Annotated in this window: 19 protein-coding genes; 6 read left to right on the top strand and 13 right to left on the bottom strand. The window is 43.9% G+C overall.

What is annotated here, in order from left to right; genetic code table 11:
• The coding region (locus B5D35_RS24580) for a hypothetical protein (RefSeq protein WP_212567548.1) at nucleotides 1-254 on the top strand (254 nt) is incomplete at its 5' end.
• Here the strand turns inward: B5D35_RS24580 and B5D35_RS16725 are convergent.
• On the bottom strand, nucleotides 177-335 hold the full coding sequence (locus tag B5D35_RS16725; RefSeq protein WP_078753676.1) for a Hok/Gef family protein: 159 nt from the start codon (nucleotides 333-335) through the stop codon (nucleotides 177-179). The two genes, B5D35_RS24580 and B5D35_RS16725, sit on opposite strands and share 78 nt — an antisense overlap.
• A gap of 563 nt (nucleotides 336-898) precedes the next feature.
• Between B5D35_RS16725 and B5D35_RS16720 the strand changes: the two genes are divergently transcribed.
• From B5D35_RS16720 to B5D35_RS16705, 4 genes are all read left to right on the top strand, one after another.
• Nucleotides 899-1,891, top strand: coding sequence for an ArdC family protein (locus B5D35_RS16720; RefSeq protein ID WP_078753675.1), 993 nt, complete (start codon nucleotides 899-901; stop codon nucleotides 1,889-1,891).
• A 390-nt stretch (nucleotides 1,892-2,281) separates the two neighbouring features.
• Complete coding sequence (locus B5D35_RS16715; RefSeq protein WP_078753674.1) at nucleotides 2,282-2,467, top strand: hypothetical protein; 186 nt, start codon at nucleotides 2,282-2,284, stop codon at nucleotides 2,465-2,467.
• Nucleotides 2,468-2,551: 84 nt separating this feature from the next.
• Nucleotides 2,552-2,821, top strand: a complete 270-nt coding sequence (locus B5D35_RS16710; RefSeq protein WP_078753673.1) for a CCDC90 family protein — start codon at nucleotides 2,552-2,554, stop codon at nucleotides 2,819-2,821.
• Between the two features lie 193 nt (nucleotides 2,822-3,014).
• Entirely contained in the window at nucleotides 3,015-3,302 is a 288-nt protein-coding gene (locus B5D35_RS16705; protein WP_078753672.1) for a hypothetical protein, read from the top strand.
• Nucleotides 3,303-3,341: 39 nt separating this feature from the next.
• Here the strand turns inward: B5D35_RS16705 and B5D35_RS16700 are convergent, their stop codons facing one another.
• From B5D35_RS16700 to B5D35_RS16655, 10 genes are all read right to left on the bottom strand, one after another.
• Complete coding sequence (locus B5D35_RS16700; protein WP_078753671.1) at nucleotides 3,342-4,364, bottom strand: TrbL/VirB6 family protein; 1,023 nt, start codon at nucleotides 4,362-4,364, stop codon at nucleotides 3,342-3,344.
• A gap of 3 nt (nucleotides 4,365-4,367) precedes the next feature.
• Nucleotides 4,368-5,099, bottom strand: a complete 732-nt coding sequence (virB5, locus tag B5D35_RS16695) for a P-type DNA transfer protein VirB5 (RefSeq protein ID WP_078753670.1) — start codon at nucleotides 5,097-5,099, stop codon at nucleotides 4,368-4,370.
• Between the two features lie 10 nt (nucleotides 5,100-5,109).
• Nucleotides 5,110-5,508: a hypothetical protein gene (locus tag B5D35_RS16690; protein ID WP_078753669.1), complete on the bottom strand. Its 399-nt coding sequence runs from the start codon at nucleotides 5,506-5,508 to the stop codon at nucleotides 5,110-5,112.
• 112 nt (nucleotides 5,509-5,620) lie between these two features.
• A complete protein-coding gene (gene stbB / locus B5D35_RS16685; RefSeq protein WP_078753668.1) occupies nucleotides 5,621-6,313 on the bottom strand; it encodes a StbB family protein in 693 nt (230 codons plus the stop codon).
• On the bottom strand, nucleotides 6,313-6,828 hold the full coding sequence (locus B5D35_RS16680) for a hypothetical protein (RefSeq protein WP_078753667.1): 516 nt from the start codon (nucleotides 6,826-6,828) through the stop codon (nucleotides 6,313-6,315). The genes stbB and B5D35_RS16680 overlap by 1 nt, the downstream gene beginning before the upstream one ends.
• A gap of 307 nt (nucleotides 6,829-7,135) precedes the next feature.
• Nucleotides 7,136-10,228, bottom strand: coding sequence for an LPD7 domain-containing protein (locus B5D35_RS16675; RefSeq protein WP_078753666.1), 3,093 nt, complete (start codon nucleotides 10,226-10,228; stop codon nucleotides 7,136-7,138).
• Nucleotides 10,218-10,568, bottom strand: a complete 351-nt coding sequence (locus tag B5D35_RS16670) for a plasmid mobilization protein (protein WP_078753665.1) — start codon at nucleotides 10,566-10,568, stop codon at nucleotides 10,218-10,220. Before B5D35_RS16670 ends, B5D35_RS16675 begins: the two co-directional genes overlap by 11 nt.
• 35 nt (nucleotides 10,569-10,603) lie before the next feature.
• The gene (locus B5D35_RS24095; protein ID WP_244556638.1) at nucleotides 10,604-11,050 is read right to left on the bottom strand and encodes a conjugal transfer protein; all 447 of its coding nucleotides are present in this window, start codon (nucleotides 11,048-11,050) and stop codon (nucleotides 10,604-10,606) included.
• 2 nt (nucleotides 11,051-11,052) lie between these two features.
• Complete coding sequence (locus B5D35_RS16660) at nucleotides 11,053-11,604, bottom strand: OmpA family protein (RefSeq protein ID WP_078753663.1); 552 nt, start codon at nucleotides 11,602-11,604, stop codon at nucleotides 11,053-11,055.
• 243 nt (nucleotides 11,605-11,847) lie between these two features.
• Nucleotides 11,848-13,848 (bottom strand): DNA topoisomerase III, encoded by a 2,001-nt coding sequence (locus B5D35_RS16655; protein ID WP_078753662.1) that lies wholly within the window; start codon nucleotides 13,846-13,848, stop codon nucleotides 11,848-11,850.
• A gap of 36 nt (nucleotides 13,849-13,884) precedes the next feature.
• Between B5D35_RS16655 and B5D35_RS16650 the strand changes: the two genes are divergently transcribed.
• Entirely contained in the window at nucleotides 13,885-14,607 is a 723-nt protein-coding gene (locus tag B5D35_RS16650) for a hypothetical protein (protein ID WP_078753661.1), read from the top strand.
• Here B5D35_RS16650 and B5D35_RS16645 read toward each other — a convergent pair.
• A complete protein-coding gene (locus B5D35_RS16645) occupies nucleotides 14,591-15,079 on the bottom strand; it encodes a hypothetical protein (protein ID WP_078753660.1) in 489 nt (162 codons plus the stop codon). The genes B5D35_RS16650 and B5D35_RS16645 overlap by 17 nt on opposite strands.
• Nucleotides 15,080-15,107: 28 nt before the next feature.
• The gene (locus tag B5D35_RS24090; protein WP_170915210.1) at nucleotides 15,108-15,443 is read right to left on the bottom strand and encodes a hypothetical protein; all 336 of its coding nucleotides are present in this window, start codon (nucleotides 15,441-15,443) and stop codon (nucleotides 15,108-15,110) included.
• Between the last annotated feature and the right edge of the window lie 9 nt (nucleotides 15,444-15,452).

The raw sequence follows: 15,452 nt of genomic DNA, 5'->3' as shown, positions 1-15,452 counted from the left end.
GAAGCAGGGCGTTGTCGATAAATTCAGGTAACGGCATGAAGATGACTGCTGTGGTGGCTTTTGGCCATCTTAAAAGAAAACGCCTTTGCTGCACAGTCTATGAAGAATGGGTGCTCGTTGGCTTGTCTCTTAACAAGACAAAATCAGGAAGAGGGTTGCCCCTCTTCCTGTCTCGCTTACTTCACCGATTCGTAGACAACGAAGCGTGCCAGAATGTCGGTCTGTTCATTCTTGAACCGAACCTCACAAAGTGAGTCTTGGACTATCCATAGTCCTACCAACACAGTGACGCAAATCACCACTAATCCCGCCAAGGCGGTTTTACTTTTTGGCATTTTTCATTGCCTCCATTTGATGAAGAGGCTAATATTTGTATTGTTGGATACATGTACATTGCCTCGTTGGTTAATCACATTAACTTTCGGGGCTTTGTTCTTTCTACCAGGTGCAAGACTGGTTTTGCTCATGGCAGAAAGCCCACGAGCACCCAGCATCATTCTAAAGCCTTTCTTCTGATGCTACACGCGTTTTGTTTATCTCACTGTTTTTTGATTATTTTCTAACACCTATACACTTGCCCATGTTTTCACGCAGTTCACTGGGCGTCTGAAGCAACGCCTGCTATAACTGCATTCGCCTTCTTTCAGAACGCTCATAAGGCATTTCGTCTTTGCCGGATAAGTGCTTGTAATCGCGCCTTACCTTCTCGCCAGTCATGGCGTTTCCTCGGTGATTTTCCCTCTTCGCCTCGCAACCTCCTGTCACCATCCTCAACGCAGAACCTTATCTGCAAGGGTATATAAACGCTTCGCGCCCTTGCAGATAAGAACCCTGTTTTAGGAGTAGACAGTCAGGCGACAACGAAGATGAAAAATTCACTCAATAAGGAAACTCTGCCATGACTTACTCAAACGCTATCCACTCAACAATCTCTAATCAGCCAAAGGCGACCAAGTTATCGAACTTGGAGTCTCAGGCAACTGCCAAAAATGAAATGGGTAAGGCTCGCAAAGCGAGCAAAAAGCGCAAAGTGGTTAAGGTTGCTAAAGACATTCACCAAATCGTAACCGACCGTGTGATCGCAGCCCTAGAAAGTGGTGTGAAACCGTGGGCGTGTCCTTGGGATAGAACAAATGAATGCTCAATGTTACCCATGAACTTTAAGACGAAATCGACTTACTCAGGGATCAATATTCTTCTGCTTTGGTCTGAAACGGTCGAGAGAGGTTTTTCAAGCCCTTACTGGTTGACTTACAAACAAGCGTCTGAGCTAGGCGGTAACGTGATCAAAGGTCAGAAAGGGACGGCGATTGTGTACTACAAAACGTGGGAGAAGGAGAACGAAGACGGCGAGAAAGAATTGATCCCAATGCTTAAAACCTTTGTTGTGTTCAACCTCGATCAAATCGAAAACATCGAAAAGCCAGCCGTTAGCGTTAACGAAACGCGCACCAAGCATGATTTTGACGTGTTGGAGCATGTAGAGGAAGCGATTGCAAAAACAAATATCACGATTAAGCATTGCGGCGTTCGTGCGTTTTACTCATCAAGTCACGATCAAATCACCATGCCGAGAAAAGACCGTTTTCAATCTTCAAGTGATTACTACGCAACAGCATGGCACGAACTTGTACACGCAACCGGCCATCGTAGCCGTTTAGACCGCAATCTGAAAAATAGCTTTGGTTCAAAAGATTACGCATTTGAGGAACTTGTAGCGGAATTAGGTGCGGCGTTCTGCTGTGCTGACCTTGGGATCACAGGAGAGGTTCAACACGAGAGTTACATTGCAGGATGGTTAAGCAAGTTAGACAGCGACAAGAAATTCATTTTCAAGGCCGCAAGCCTTGCGAGTAAAGCGCATCAGTTTTTGATGGAGCAAGAGGCGTAAGCCCCTTGATAGAAAGCATGATCATCGTGAAATGGTGGAGCGAGAACAGCAAGCGTATTATTGCCAGTGGGATGATAACGGGAGCGGTTATCTCAGGGAGTCAGATATAGAGTATGAAGCGCAAAGTGGGGAAGAGGTGTGCTGGGAGTGTAGTTAGTTTTTAATCCAGCATTACGTGCTGGATTTTTTTGCGAGGTTCATTCTTCGCCTCGCAAAAAATCGCACTGCCCCACAATCGACGGGAGAGCGTGTCGATTGTGGGGCAGTGCGAGAGTGTTCGCGGCATCTTTCTTTGTAAATTGTATAGCCAGTACGAGCCTTTGGTTGTTGTTTGTGAGCAGATAGCGCACACTAAATCCATTGTGAGTGATATACGCACATCGAGGAAGCATGACACAGGTAACAGAGAAAGAGGCGTTTTCTGCCTATTGCCGAGAAAACGTTGGACTGGATGCAAAGGAGGTTGCTGATCTGGCAAACGTTCCACGTCGCACGTTTTATGATTGGTGGAGAACTCGCCGAACAGCCGTTGAGCTGATCATTGAAGGAATCAAACACAGACAAGAACAAGCTTAATGAGCGATAATCGCGCATTTTGCTTGATTGGTGTGCGGTATTCGCGCATGATGGGTTTATGGAATCGAGATTGAGGATTGAACGATGACAGCAATTCCCTTAGATACACACAAAGCTATCAAGCGTTTACAAAGTGCAGGTATGAATGAAAAACAGGCTGAGGAAATGGTCAGTTTGTTTGGTGAAATGTTTGCTAATGAAGCGGCGACAAAAAGCGATGTTGAAGTGTTGCATAAGGACTTGAAAGCAGATTTATCCGAGATGAAAACGGATCTTTCTTGGATTAAGAAGTTCATGTTTGGTGTGGGGTTAGCTGTGCTTATCGCCGCATTGAAGTACATTTTCGTTGGTTAGCAACAACGGCGAGGCAATCCGCCCTGAACCGGAAAAGTCGCGGCTCTTGATAACCATGACGCAAACCACAAATGAGATCCTCTGATGCTGGGGTGAAGCGGCGGCAGCTTGATGATCCTTGAGTTGATATTTATTGCTGGCGTTTAAGGCGGTGATTATAATTTGAACCATTAACGCGAAAGGAATGTTTGAAATGAAAAAATATTTGCTTATCCCTATTTTGATGTTGTCGTTCAATGCGTTTGCAGAAGTAACAAAAGACGATGTGAATGCAATGAGAAAAGAAGTTAAGGCCATGACCAAAGAGGAAGTGACAGCAAAGCATATCGAACTTTTTGAGGCGGTTAAAGCTGATCCAAGTGAGAAAAATTGTGATGCTTTTGGGGCTTTTGATAAAGCGTCCCTCAGAGAGAAGAAAATTGACTTGATGGATATGGAAGCGCAAAAAAGAGGTTACGATGTGAGTATGGCATGTTTATGATGTTTGTGAAAAAATCCCCGAAGAATCGGGGATTTTTTGTTACTTATTCTTCAAATTATGTTCTGCAATTCGATCTCTTAAATCTTGTGAGAGGTCATTTTTCGGTGAAGTGCCAGTTTTCGCCCCTCCTCCACTGATCTGGTTTTGTTGCTGCTGTGTCCATGTTTCTCTGTTGTTGATACGGTCTTGACTATTAAGTGGGCGGCTGTCCGGTTTGGCGTTGATTTTCGGTAATGCCAGCATCGCGGATGCAAAACCTCCTGCAAGTGAACCTGCTAGATTCGGGATTTGCCTAATGACATAAATTTGAATCGCTGCAATGATCGCGATTTGAACGATGATTGCTGCGGGGTTGGCATCGTCACCGTTCGTTAGGTTATTTATCTCTGTGTATGTACCTATTATTCTCATTAACATCATGATGATAGCGACAGCAAACACTTGTACCAGAATGTTTTCAAATACTTTGCCAAGCCAGTTATCCAGAAAGCGACGAGTAGGCGGAAAACATGCCATGATGATGAAGATTGGACCAACCACTAAAAGCATCGCCAACATGAATTTTGTACCCAACACAATGACAGCCGCATAAGCTGTGACCGCACCAATTGCAAGCATGACAACAATACCGCATACCAGCCACATCCAAGTGGACGGATCCCACCCCGCTTTCCCAAAGCAGTAATTCATTTGCTCAACACCTACTTTGAGTAATTCGTCGAGCGTTTTGTAAATATTTTCACCACCAGTTGCTGCTACCGCACCAGATAATCCATTTCCGAGAGCTTCCACGCTACCCATGACGTATTCGGTGTAATTTCCGATATTTAACGTTAGGTGCGAGATAGACAGCACGATAACGCAGGTTTTTACTACATCAATCGCTAAATCGTCTGTTTTCCCCATGATTTGTACATAACCTTGCATCATGATGTAAAGCGTAACGCTCGTATATACGATAGGTTTAATACCATCCATGATGTTTTGAGTACCCGTCACAACGAAGGTTTGAAGTAGATTTTCAAATGAGACACTAAAATATTGAAAAATAGAAATATCCATTGATTAAAACTCCACAGGCGGTACGGGTTTTCCGTAGTTGTTTGATGCGATGAGTTTTTTTGTCATTTCGTGGTTTTGTTGTGCAAGAAGACGTTGCTCTGCCTCAGCAGAAGCTTGATACAATGACAGCTTGGTTTGTTCGTTTTGGATCATGGCTTGCTCTGCTTGAATACGGGCGGTGAGTTCTGCAATGGCTTTTGGATCGTTGGTGCGGTTGATCTCACGCATGAGGCTTTCAATTTGATTGACTCGATTTTGTGATTTTTCATACGCATCATTGGCAAATGCTTGGTCTTGGGCTGGTTTTACGGCTTGCGCATTGCAAACTCGTTTTTCTGTTGGATCAGAGATGTACTCGCAGGCATCGAAAACCTTGCTTGCGTCACGCAAGGCTTTTGCTGTGCCAGAAAGCCCCTCATACCCGTTGTTGCGCACACCTTGATAAACATCTTGCCAGTTGTCAGGGAGGTATTGCTTAAACGCTGGATCGTTAAGAATATCACCTAGGTTGCGTGACCCTGTGACGGAGCTATATTCGCGTTCCATTTGTTCAAATTGACGACGCATTTCATCAAGTTGTTGCAGCATGGCGGCGTATTCTTTGAGCATTTGTGCAAAGTTTTGGGCTTGGTTTAGCATTGCTGGCGCATCGAGGACGATGCTGACAGGGATCCCCGCTTGCGTTTGGGTGATACACCCAAAGGCAATTGCGGCGGCAATAAGGAATTTTTTCATCGTTGATACCTCAGATTAAAAATAGGAACACGCAAGTTATCGAAATCAGGGCAGAAACAGCCCCAGAAAGCAGCACACAGGGCAGAAGGCTACTCATCCCTATCTTGGGAGGGTTAACGATAAGCAGTTGCTTGTGCGCGTCTAGGAGGGCTTTTTTGAGTTCGTGCTCTGCGATGTCGCGCAGTTCTTCTTTTTTTGTGGCGAAATGCGCGTTAGCGGCTTGTGTGTATTGGGCGAGCACTTCACGGCTGGCGGTCAGTTGTTCGTCAATAATGTTTTGCGTGATACCAATGCGCATCATGGATTCATCGCGCAATTCTTTAAGCTCTTTGTTGAGCAAAATGACTTCCCCCAACGTTTCAAGCAGATAAATTTCTTTTAAATCACGCGGTAGCGGTTCGTTATTCATCGTGGAGCCTCAAAGTGTCGGCGTTATGCACATATCCACATGAGGAGGGCGGGAGACCGCAAGGAAAATCTCCCGCCGATTGTGGGTATGTGCTTAACGTGGTGGTGTGCGATTACTTAAACAGTTGCTTGTAGGTGTTATCGAGCATTCGCTCAACGCCAGTTGCTAGTCGGCGTAAACCGAGACGGCGTGAGTAAATAAGTCGTTCGCTCTTGTCGTCGGTTTGTTGGATTAATGCGCGGTAATCGGTTGGGTCGTTGACCAAATCAGCAATAGAGGTGAAATTTTCGACTTCGTGCAGTCTGTTAAATAACTCGTTCTCTTGGATTACACAGTGACTATTAACAACCGCCAAATCATCGTTTTCAAAAATCGCCGCAAAATCTTTTTTCAACATAATGTCTTCGTTGATTAGGTTGAAAAGAACACGGATACGTTCTTTTTCAATCCCCATTTCTTCCAAAGCTTCGATAGTTGCAACGGTATCGGTGATTTGTTTGTTTTTGAAAATGGTTGGCACTACGAAATAATCAAATTCTTCGTGGCTACCAATGGCTTTATTCATCTGCTGGATAAAATCTTCGACGTTGGACGCGCCAACGTCGATAATTGCATTATCATGCTCCATGACTTTATCCATAATGTCACTAAAACGCTTGCCTTTGATTTTTTCATCATTTGTGCCGTCCGAGTTGATGGATTCAACGGCAATGATTTCACTTTTTTCTAATCGTGGTTTGAGTAAGTGTTGAGAAACAACAGATTTGCCCACGTTACCTGAAAAGTTGATAACACATATTTTCATTAATATATCCCTTTGTGTTTTTGTCTTAATTTGTTGCGTAGGTTCATCACCATGCTGCGTTGAGTTGATATATTTTGTTCTTCAATGTCTTCACGGTTCCCGCCAAGTACAACGTATTTATCTATTTGGTTTGTGCATTGCTTGTATTTTTCCATCATCAAATCATAAGGATTGATTTCAGATTCAGGCGGCTCCTCTGAATTGGGGGAAGTAGGAAGTATTGGAGGTGCGTAATTTTCTTTCGTGATGGTTTTTATTGGTTTTGAATTAGGTTCATTACCTCTTTCTTTTCTGATCCGGTGTAACACTAAATACAAATAATTAGGACTGATTTCTAATCCCTTTTGATTCAAGTAGTCACATAAAAGTTGGATGGTTAAACCATTGTCTAAGGCTTCTTCTAGCCGATGGTAAAGCTTTCGAATGGCTTTGATCTTTGAAAGTTGAGCGTTGGCTTGAGTGTACGATTCAAGCTCATTTTCGATCTCTTTTAAGCTTTGCAGATTAATAGTCATATCCTGATAAGCCTGTACTAAAATCTTGATATGAAACTGATATGATTCTGTAAGAACCAGGTAGGTTTTGATGAAAAGTGATAGAGTCTGATATAGCAGAGATAAGATTCTGATATAACGATGATATAAGAATTAGGACATAGGCACGACAGGGACGTATGACAAACGCTACTCCGTAGCTATCATACGTCCCCTGTGCCAAAGGGATACTCCCTTTGAAACCCTCGCCACACCCTCCGCCGAACTCGCCCCAAAATGTGACATTTTCGCCCCGCCCACAAGAGGATAGCCAAGGCTATTTCGTTGGTTATCGCTCCCAACCTTTGGTTGGTTTTTGCTGTTGATTCGCTGGTTGTTCTTTCGCTTTCTGCTGTCCTTGTTCCGTTTGTTTCGATTGTGCTTTATGGGCGTTTTCTGCTTTGGTTATGAGGTTTTCGCCCTTTTCAAATTGCGCCTTTCTGGCGATCAGTTGTTCATTTAAAGCTTTATCTTTAAATGAAATGTTTAACTTGTTGGTGACGGCAATATCAATGATTTTTTCTTGGTATTCTTTTGTGCCCTTAATGTCTAAATGATTGCCGTATTTTTCAATAGCAAGGCGCAATCCTATTTCTACTGCCTTATTGGATTCTTGCTCGACCAAGATGTTGTTACCTCTGTCCGTAACCAATTTTTCATTGCCTTGATAGTAGGTAACATAACCTTGTTTATTCGTTTCGTGAGTAATGTGCTCACCAAACTTATTAGGCTCAGGCGTTAATACCTTGCGCTCTTTCTCAGGTTCATGGCTAGGTGATAACGTTTGCTCCATTCCTTGCTGTTGTGTTTGGTTTGTTTTTTGTGTTTCATTTTTAAATTCAGATAATGGCTTTCGCTCATTATTCATGTAATTGTTTTTATATTTGATAATGCGTTCATTATCTTTCACCTGAATGTCATATAAAGGTTTGAGTTCTGAAATGATTTCTTTTGGTTTTAAAAGGTGAGTTTCTTTCATTAACTGAGTGACCGTTAATGATTTCTCGCTATATTGTATTTTATCACCTTTTTCCGTTTTGGTAATGGATTCGGTATGAATGCCGAGTTCTTTTAATTTTGGATATTGAATAAGAAGTCGGCTTGCTTCTAAATGCTTGTCATAAAATTGCGTCGTGTCTGGTGATAATGTTTTTTCACTGTTTGGTTTGTGCCCTTGTGTGTTTGTGGGCGACGCCTTGACCTCTGGTTTCACCGATTGCGTGGTGGTGCTTTCAGGTGTTTGTCTGATGCGATGCTGTTGTATTTCTGCATCCGTGGCAGTCGATACGTGCCACTCATTGCGTATTGTATCGAGCGGTTCGTGTTTGATTGAACCGTCCGCTTGCTCTTGCTTTTCTGTCACCGTGACATCTTTTTGTCCGCTCTGCGTCAGCTTTATCTTATCGCCTTGCTGAACCTGATTTTTTTCCATCACACGTTTCAGGTCTTTGCCCCATACCTCACGAACCTTGCCGTGACTCTCAAGTTCCACCACATAACTTAATGCGTTCTTCTTGTTATGCTGATACGGGGCTTCTTTGTGCGACACGACAACCCCAATTTCTTCTCTCATCGAGTGTTCCTCTTTGTTTGGTTTTTGGGCGTGATAAACCAGTTGCTCTCTGGCTTCTCTGCTTTCACGTTTAAACTGCAAGTCATGAATGACTTTGTTCATCTGAGCGATAGATAGCGCGATATTGCGTGCTTCTTTCGACAACGTTTTATCGTTGTAAATGGTGGTTTTCTCTAAGCGGTAATGCGTGAGGTACGTTTGTCGTTGTTCACGCTCACTTTGGCGTTGCGTTCGCCAAGCGGCTTGAATAAGGTTTGGCTCTGGTTTCTCTTTCACCGCTTGCCTTGGGTCAATGCCTTGCTGTGCAAGATAGCGATCTTCAAGGTACTGTTTGGCATCTTTCCAAGGGAGGTGCATTTCTTTGGTCAAAAAATCACTGACGTTGAGGTGTCGGTTTCCGCATTGAATGCGATCACCGCCGTCCTTGCCTTTTGTAATGGCATACTTATCAACGTCAACGCCGTGAGTTGTTGATAAGCGATGGAGGAGAGCCAGTGCATCAATGTGCTGTTTGATGTGTTTTACATCGGGCAGGACTTGAGTGTTTAAGTCGTAACGGATTTGGCTGAGTCTGCTGCTGGCGTGCCGTTCGATGATAGGAGGGCTTTGATCTCCTGCGTGTCGTTCGAGATTGGCAAAAGCAGCTCGGATAGCTCGTCGATGAGTGACATTTCGGACTCCTGATTCAAGGTGTCCACGATGTCGTTGAGCATTAAGCAAATGCTGGCTTGCTGCTCTGAGAGACTGGCTAATATCGTCAAAACTTGCTCTTGGAACGCTTGATTGTCCATGCTCATTCCTTTTGTCTGTGAGAAATTGCTGTTTTTGCTCAGGGGTTAAGGTTTTATACCTCTGGCGATTACGTCGATTGACGTATCTCAACTCGTCTGCGCGAGTGGTATTCCAATGTTGTAAATCGGTGTGGTGCTTTTTTGTGGCTCGATACGGACTGTCACCATTCTCTCTATAGGGGTTGTATTGGTTATCGAGGAGTTTCATCTTTTCTGCCTTTGGCAGCGCAACAAACTGAGGTTGAAAGACGTTATCTTTAAGGTTTACCCCTCGTTTTTGCTCCGGTGATTTGATGTTGAGGTATTCGTTGCCTTTGCCTTGATTGCGTATCGTTACGTCGAACCCGTTTGCTTCGAGTTTTTGAGCAAATGCCGTGGTGGTGGTGATGTTGTCACTGAGTAATACTTCAAGGGCTTTGCTTTTGGTGTCACGCTGTTGTGCGGGGAAGAGATCCGCCTTGTGGCGGCTGATGATTGTGCTTTCATTGGTGAACGTGGTTCGTACATGGTGCTTGGGGCTGGCTAATTGGTACTTTTCATTGGTGACTTCTTGGAAAGCATCAATGTAACGGTCATTTTGTTTGTCAAATCCAAACGGTTCTAATCGTTTCCCATCAACTAAGTTTTTTCTTGGAATAACCACATGAATATGGGGTTTTCGTTCGACGGTTTCTCCGGTTGATTTGTCCACATACGTTTTGATTTTAGGCAGGTGCGCTTCGGCGTAAAAGGCGTATTCTTCACCCTGGTACGCTTTCATCGCAAATGCCTTAAAATCGTGGGTGACGGCGTTTAATGTGGCTTCGTCGATATGGTCTTCTTTAAACGAGAGTGTGATGTGTAGGTACTTTTCACCCTCAGTATCCATCGTGTTGATAATGTCGTTCGCAAGCTCAAGGTCGCCACTCAGTATCACGCGATCATCGAGTTCATTGCGTGAATAATCCCGCCCGTTTTTGATACCCTCTTCAAGATACTCCTTGATACCGCCTTTTCCGCCACTCACTCTAATCAACATACTCGATCCCTGACTTCAAAAGGTTTCGGATGGTAATGAGGTTGACGAGGATTTGCTTAAATTGTTGGTCGGTGAGCGTTCCAGCTTGATTGTAGCTATTGGCTTGGTGCGCCAATTGGTTCATGTTGTTGGAGGTTTTATTGTAGAGATAGAGCAATTTTTGTTTGTCGATGCTGGCTTTTGGCTCTCTCGCCACAATGAAATATTCGTCTTTTAATACGCGTTCGCGTAACAAATCAGAAGCCGTGGTTTGTGCATCTTCCACCTTTTTTAAGAACGCTTTTTTTTCGTCTTCTGTCACCCTAAAGATGATGCGTTGATTTTTAATGTCATTTGCCATGCAAGACAAAGGCGGTATTGCTACCGCCTTTCCCGTCATCGTTGGTAATAAAATCGCTCGCCGTAGCCTTGCTTGCCCATGTAGGTATCAATGTAGTACCAAGTGCCTGTGCATTTGTAAGGTGTCCACGTAATGTTGTCCTTGTTGTAGCGTTTGTAGATGCACGGCCTTCCGTGGATATAGCTGCCATCGGGCATTTTGGCTGCAACGTTTTCCTTGTAACTCATGCTCGAACCAGAAGGGCTGTTTTTCAGCAGGCAGCTGGAGAAGTTCGGCAAAGGGGGCTTGAGTTTTTTTATGCGGCGTTTAAATGCGCTTTTCGCATCCCCACAACCGCTAGGAAAACCCGTTGGTAAGCAGAGCCAAATGGAACAATCGGCATCACTGGCGGCATAGGCGGAGGGAGAGACCGTTAATGTAGTCATGGGAATTGCCCCTATGATCAATGCAGATACGGATAAAGAGAGGCGTGATTTTTTCATAATCATTCTTCCATGCAGGTGTCGTAAATGTTGATTTCGACACGGCGGTTGTTAGCCCTACCTTGTGTCGTCCAGTTGTTATCTGCGTAGTCCGTAGACGCGGCGTAGTTGATGAATATTTTCGTCGGCTCAATGCCGTATCTGACCAGTTGATTACGCAAGTTAACGGCGCGATTTTTGGCAACCGTTTTATCGCCCTCCGTGGGGATTGCCCCATCAGTTCTTGCGTGTAGTTCGACTTTGCAGGCGGATTTCGCGGCAACAAGGGCGGGTTTCATTTGCTGCGTCGAGGCGGCGGTTTGGTTAAAGGGGTAATGGATCACAAACCGTTGTGATGGTTGGGGTTGTGACTCTTGGTTTAATTGCGCAACGTGAAGGGCGTTCATGGTAATTAATTGATGCTGAATATCTTTCAGTATCACGACGTCTTCAGAAAGCGGTTTAGGTTTAACGAGATTCACTTCCTCATATTTACCCGTGATTGACGGTGGTTTTGGCGCAGAGCAAGCCGTAAGCAGTAGCGATGCTACGACTAGGATCAATCGTTTTTTCATAGGTTATTTCTCTAGTAGATTGTGTTCTGGAGGTTGCAACGGTGGCTCCCTCTTGATCTTTTCAATCAATTGGGTGAATTCATCAATGTTTGTCCAGTCAGTGTTTTGTGTGAGGAGTCATCGAGCGTAGCTATCATGGATGGCATCGATTTCCTGTGCAGTGAGGGCGCGAGTGGGTAATTGCGCAAAGTAGGTTTGAACAATGTGTTTCTGTTTCGAGTTCATAGGCAAACCTTATCCCAATTAAACCGTCAGTTTTTTAATCTTCTTGATTTCTTTACCTACCTTGCCGTTGTCATACTTAAAGCGAGTTTCACAAACGCTGCATTTAAAGGCTTTGCCTTTCTTACCGTCGTACTCAATCGTAAATCCCGCGCAGTCTTTTTTCGGACATTTTGGCAATGTCGATTCAGGAAGTTTGAAAAGGAGCTTGCCGGATTTGAAATCGTCAACGTGGGTTGTGACGGTCTTTTCAATCACGCTCATGAATTTTTCTAAGCTGCATTCGCCACTTTCTACGACATCAAGCTGCTGTTCCCAAATCGCAGTCATGGCAGGGTCACGCAGCTTGTTTGGGAGTCCAAGAATGAGCATTTGACCGAGAGGGGTGCTGACAATGTTTTTCCCTTTGGTTTCGAGGTAGCCACGCTCTTTAAGGGTCTCAATCATGCCAGCGCGTGTCGCTTCTGTGCCAAGTCCTGCGGTTTCTTTCAGCTTGGCTTTGAGCGTCGGATCGGTCACTTCTTTTGCGATGTTACACATCGCAGTAAGCAGTGTTCCTTCGGTGTATGGTTTTGGTGGTGTGGTTTTTTTCTCAAGCAATTCTGCTTTCAATACCGCTATCGTTTGATCTTGGTTGAGAGCGGGGAGGGATTGTTCGTCTTTCTCCTTGTCTTTACCCAAAACGACGCGCCAGCCTTTGACGATTTCAACGGTTCCTGTGGTTTTAAAATCGTGCGTGCCGGCTTTTAGTTCGATAACGGTTTTGTCATCTTCGGCAACAGGAAAGAACTGAGCAAGATAACGGCTGGCAATGGCATGGAAGACATTGCGTTCCTTGTCATCCAGCGCATCCAAATCCGGTGCGCGAGTGGTCGGAATGATGGCGGTATGTGCTTTGCCCTCCAGTTTTTTGTCGTTCCAGCAAGGGCTGATAAGTGATGTGTCTGCTTCCGTTGCCCATGCTGCTAACTCTTTGTTATTGACCCCTTCAAGGTTTGCCAAAATCGGTTCAATTTCGTCACGCTTGATGCTGGCCAAGTATTGTTGGTCAGTTCGCGGGTACGAGACAATTTTGTGCTTTTCATAAAGCGATTGCACAATATCGAGCGTTTCTTTTGCACCGTACCCGTATTGGCTCGACATGGCCTCTTGCAATGTTTTGAGAGAGAAAGGTAACGGTGGTTGAGACTTGGCGCGTTTGGTGTCAAAGCGTGTTACCGTGGCTTGTGTGGCTATCGATGCAATGACAGCTTGTGCGGTTGCTTTATCAAGGCAGCGTTTGTCTTCGCTGACACTCTCAGGTATTTGCCATTTTGCTTTAAAGGCGATCCCATCGTGTTCAAAGTGTGAGTCAACATCAAAGAAAGGGACAGGCTTGAAGTTGGCAATTTCCACGTCTCGTTTAACCACTAACTGACACGTTGGGGTTTGCACGCGTCCAAATGAAAACACGCTTGGGTGTCCTTGGCGTTTGCCTAACAGGGTACAAATGCGAGAGAGATTCATCCCCATGAGCCAGTCAGCGCGGCTTCGGCATTTTGCCGCGTCGGACATGGCAATATGTTTACTGTTGGGTTCGATATTTTCTAACGCGCTTTCAATGGCTTTTGGGTTCAAGTCATTGATAAAGACACGTTCGGCGTTATCCCATTTTTCTTGTGAGATGTTGGCAAACTCCAACACTTCATTAACTAAATAAGCCCCTTCGCGGTCAGGGTCGCCAGCATTAACGATAATGTCAGATTTGCTTATCCACTCAAGCACCACATTGAGTTGGTCTTGAGTCTCTTCCTTTGCCACGTAAACCCATTCTTTCGGGACGATGGGTAAGGTATCGAGTGACCATGATTTAAGTGAATCGTCATAGTGTTCAGGTTCAGCCTGTTCAAGCAAATGACCGATACACCAAGTGACAACGTCACCGTTAGTGCATTCGATATAGCCTTTGTGCGATTTTTTTATGCCAATGGTTTCTGCTATGGCACGGCCTAATGATGGTTTTTCAGCGATGAATAAGCGCATAATATGCACTCCTTTTTGTAATTGTGAATTGAGAATATGAAATTAGCGGGGTACAACTCACCGTTTGGTAAAGCAGTAACGGCGAGTGAATTTGAGAAAGAAGCAGGGGCGAACTACAAGGAAAAAGGGGTCTTCCCCTACTGCTTTGCTTGTAAAGAAACGGTGTATACCAAAGGAACGCAAAGCCCTAATATCAATGGACATTACGCTCACTATCGATACAGCGATGATGTTGACCCCATGGATTACTGCGTTGAATCGAGTCAAGGACAAGCGAGTCATCGTTTATTAGGACTGCACACAGAGCATTGGGATATCTATCGCGCTGAAAAATTACGATGGCTGTTCTTTGAACCAGACAATGTAAAATCCGCATACTGTTTTTGCTTAAGAGCGTGCGGAAAGGGGAACTTTCCAATAACGAAGTTCGCTGAGTTAATCAAACGTGCTGATAATAAAAATATATGGGCTTACAAAAACATTCCTGTCTGGGTTGTTCCTTATATTTTACTCTTGCTTGCTGACTTTTTATTTGCAGATAGATTTGAGTTTCGATTTGTGCTGAACAAGCCAAGCCGTTTGCCACTGCAAAATTTATGGGCTGATGACAAATATTCAATCACAAAAATATTTACTGATTCGCAACGAGAAATGGCGGATGGTCAAATATCAATAAACCAAGATACATTTAAGCGTCTATCTGGTAACACGAATTGGATGGATGATGGTTTTGTAGAGCGACTTATAGCGTTGGCGTAAACGATAATGATTCAATGCGTTGCTTTTCTTTGCTCCAACACTCATTTGAGGCGTTGGGTCTTAAAGAGTGCCAAGGGTGATATTTATCAATATTGCTGATAAGGAAGTGTTTCATTGCATCAAAATCACGGTTTGCTTGTTTTCTTTCTTCTATGAAGTGCTTTAATTCTTGATTTGATATATCAAGAACGTTGTACTCAGCGCTAACGAAAGTAAAAAGAAAAGAGTTTGCCTTTATCAATGGTGAGTTTGGTTTGATAATATAATTTGCTCCAAATATCATCTGATAAAGATAGAGTATTTCTTCTTCAAACATTTCATATCCGCAATCTCCATCAAAAAGCTGTCTCAAGTAAAAAATATAAGAAAGATTTGTTTTTATGGTTTTGAATGACTCTCCATGCCATTCTATGGCGTAGAATATGGTGTTGTAGGGGTTAGTTTCATTTTTAAGTTGGATGAGATTATTCATGATTCTTCCTGTTGCTTCAAACAATGACTTAATCATTGCTTTGGATGAATGGCGGTTTAACTCGTAAGTAATTGAACGCGGTGTCAGATGCAGCTTTTTTTCCGAAGCGCAGCTGATAAAGATAAGAGAGATAATCGTCTAGAGTTTCGGCATGACCAATAGAATAAAATCCTCGTTCTGAGCTGAAATATCCTGTTTCTTTTTCAATGGCTTCTAGCAACTCTCGATGTTCATCTAACTGCTTTTCCAAACCTCTACCTACATCAAGTGTTTGAACGTCAATGAAGGTGTTTGGCAGTGCATGGATTTTTTGCAAAAAGAGAAAGAAAGTGTTTTTTGATACAAAACATCGTTTAGTCATCAATACGGCTCC

This window comes from Enterovibrio nigricans DSM 22720 (assembly GCF_900167155.1).
Taxonomy (GTDB): domain Bacteria; phylum Pseudomonadota; class Gammaproteobacteria; order Enterobacterales; family Vibrionaceae; genus Enterovibrio; species Enterovibrio nigricans.
The sequence above is the reverse complement of the archived record's forward strand: the minus strand, read 5'-3'. Positions and strand labels throughout refer to the sequence as shown.

Excerpts from the sequence above, each read along its gene's own strand:
- B5D35_RS16645 (WP_078753660.1), bottom strand. The coding sequence starts at position 15,079 with ATGAATAATCTCATCCAACTTAAAAATGAAACTAACCCCTACAACACC.
- B5D35_RS16705 (WP_078753672.1), top strand. The coding sequence starts at position 3,015 with ATGAAAAAATATTTGCTTATCCCTATTTTGATGTTGTCGTTCAATGCG.
- B5D35_RS16660 (WP_078753663.1), bottom strand. The coding sequence starts at position 11,604 with ATGAAAAAACGATTGATCCTAGTCGTAGCATCGCTACTGCTTACGGCT.
- B5D35_RS16675 (WP_078753666.1), bottom strand. The coding sequence starts at position 10,228 with ATGTTGATTAGAGTGAGTGGCGGAAAAGGCGGTATCAAGGAGTATCTT.
- B5D35_RS16715 (WP_078753674.1), top strand. The coding sequence starts at position 2,282 with ATGACACAGGTAACAGAGAAAGAGGCGTTTTCTGCCTATTGCCGAGAA.
- B5D35_RS16725 (WP_078753676.1), bottom strand. The coding sequence starts at position 335 with ATGCCAAAAAGTAAAACCGCCTTGGCGGGATTAGTGGTGATTTGCGTC.
- B5D35_RS16650 (WP_078753661.1), top strand. The coding sequence starts at position 13,885 with ATGAAATTAGCGGGGTACAACTCACCGTTTGGTAAAGCAGTAACGGCG.
- B5D35_RS24095 (WP_244556638.1), bottom strand. The coding sequence starts at position 11,050 with ATGAAAAAATCACGCCTCTCTTTATCCGTATCTGCATTGATCATAGGG.
- B5D35_RS16680 (WP_078753667.1), bottom strand. The coding sequence starts at position 6,828 with ATGACTATTAATCTGCAAAGCTTAAAAGAGATCGAAAATGAGCTTGAA.
- B5D35_RS16655 (WP_078753662.1), bottom strand. The coding sequence starts at position 13,848 with ATGCGCTTATTCATCGCTGAAAAACCATCATTAGGCCGTGCCATAGCA.
- B5D35_RS16700 (WP_078753671.1), bottom strand. The coding sequence starts at position 4,364 with ATGGATATTTCTATTTTTCAATATTTTAGTGTCTCATTTGAAAATCTA.
- B5D35_RS16710 (WP_078753673.1), top strand. The coding sequence starts at position 2,552 with ATGACAGCAATTCCCTTAGATACACACAAAGCTATCAAGCGTTTACAA.
- B5D35_RS16670 (WP_078753665.1), bottom strand. The coding sequence starts at position 10,568 with ATGGCAAATGACATTAAAAATCAACGCATCATCTTTAGGGTGACAGAA.
- B5D35_RS16720 (WP_078753675.1), top strand. The coding sequence starts at position 899 with ATGACTTACTCAAACGCTATCCACTCAACAATCTCTAATCAGCCAAAG.
- stbB (WP_078753668.1), bottom strand. The coding sequence starts at position 6,313 with ATGAAAATATGTGTTATCAACTTTTCAGGTAACGTGGGCAAATCTGTT.
- virB5 (WP_078753670.1), bottom strand. The coding sequence starts at position 5,099 with ATGAAAAAATTCCTTATTGCCGCCGCAATTGCCTTTGGGTGTATCACC.
- B5D35_RS16690 (WP_078753669.1), bottom strand. The coding sequence starts at position 5,508 with ATGAATAACGAACCGCTACCGCGTGATTTAAAAGAAATTTATCTGCTT.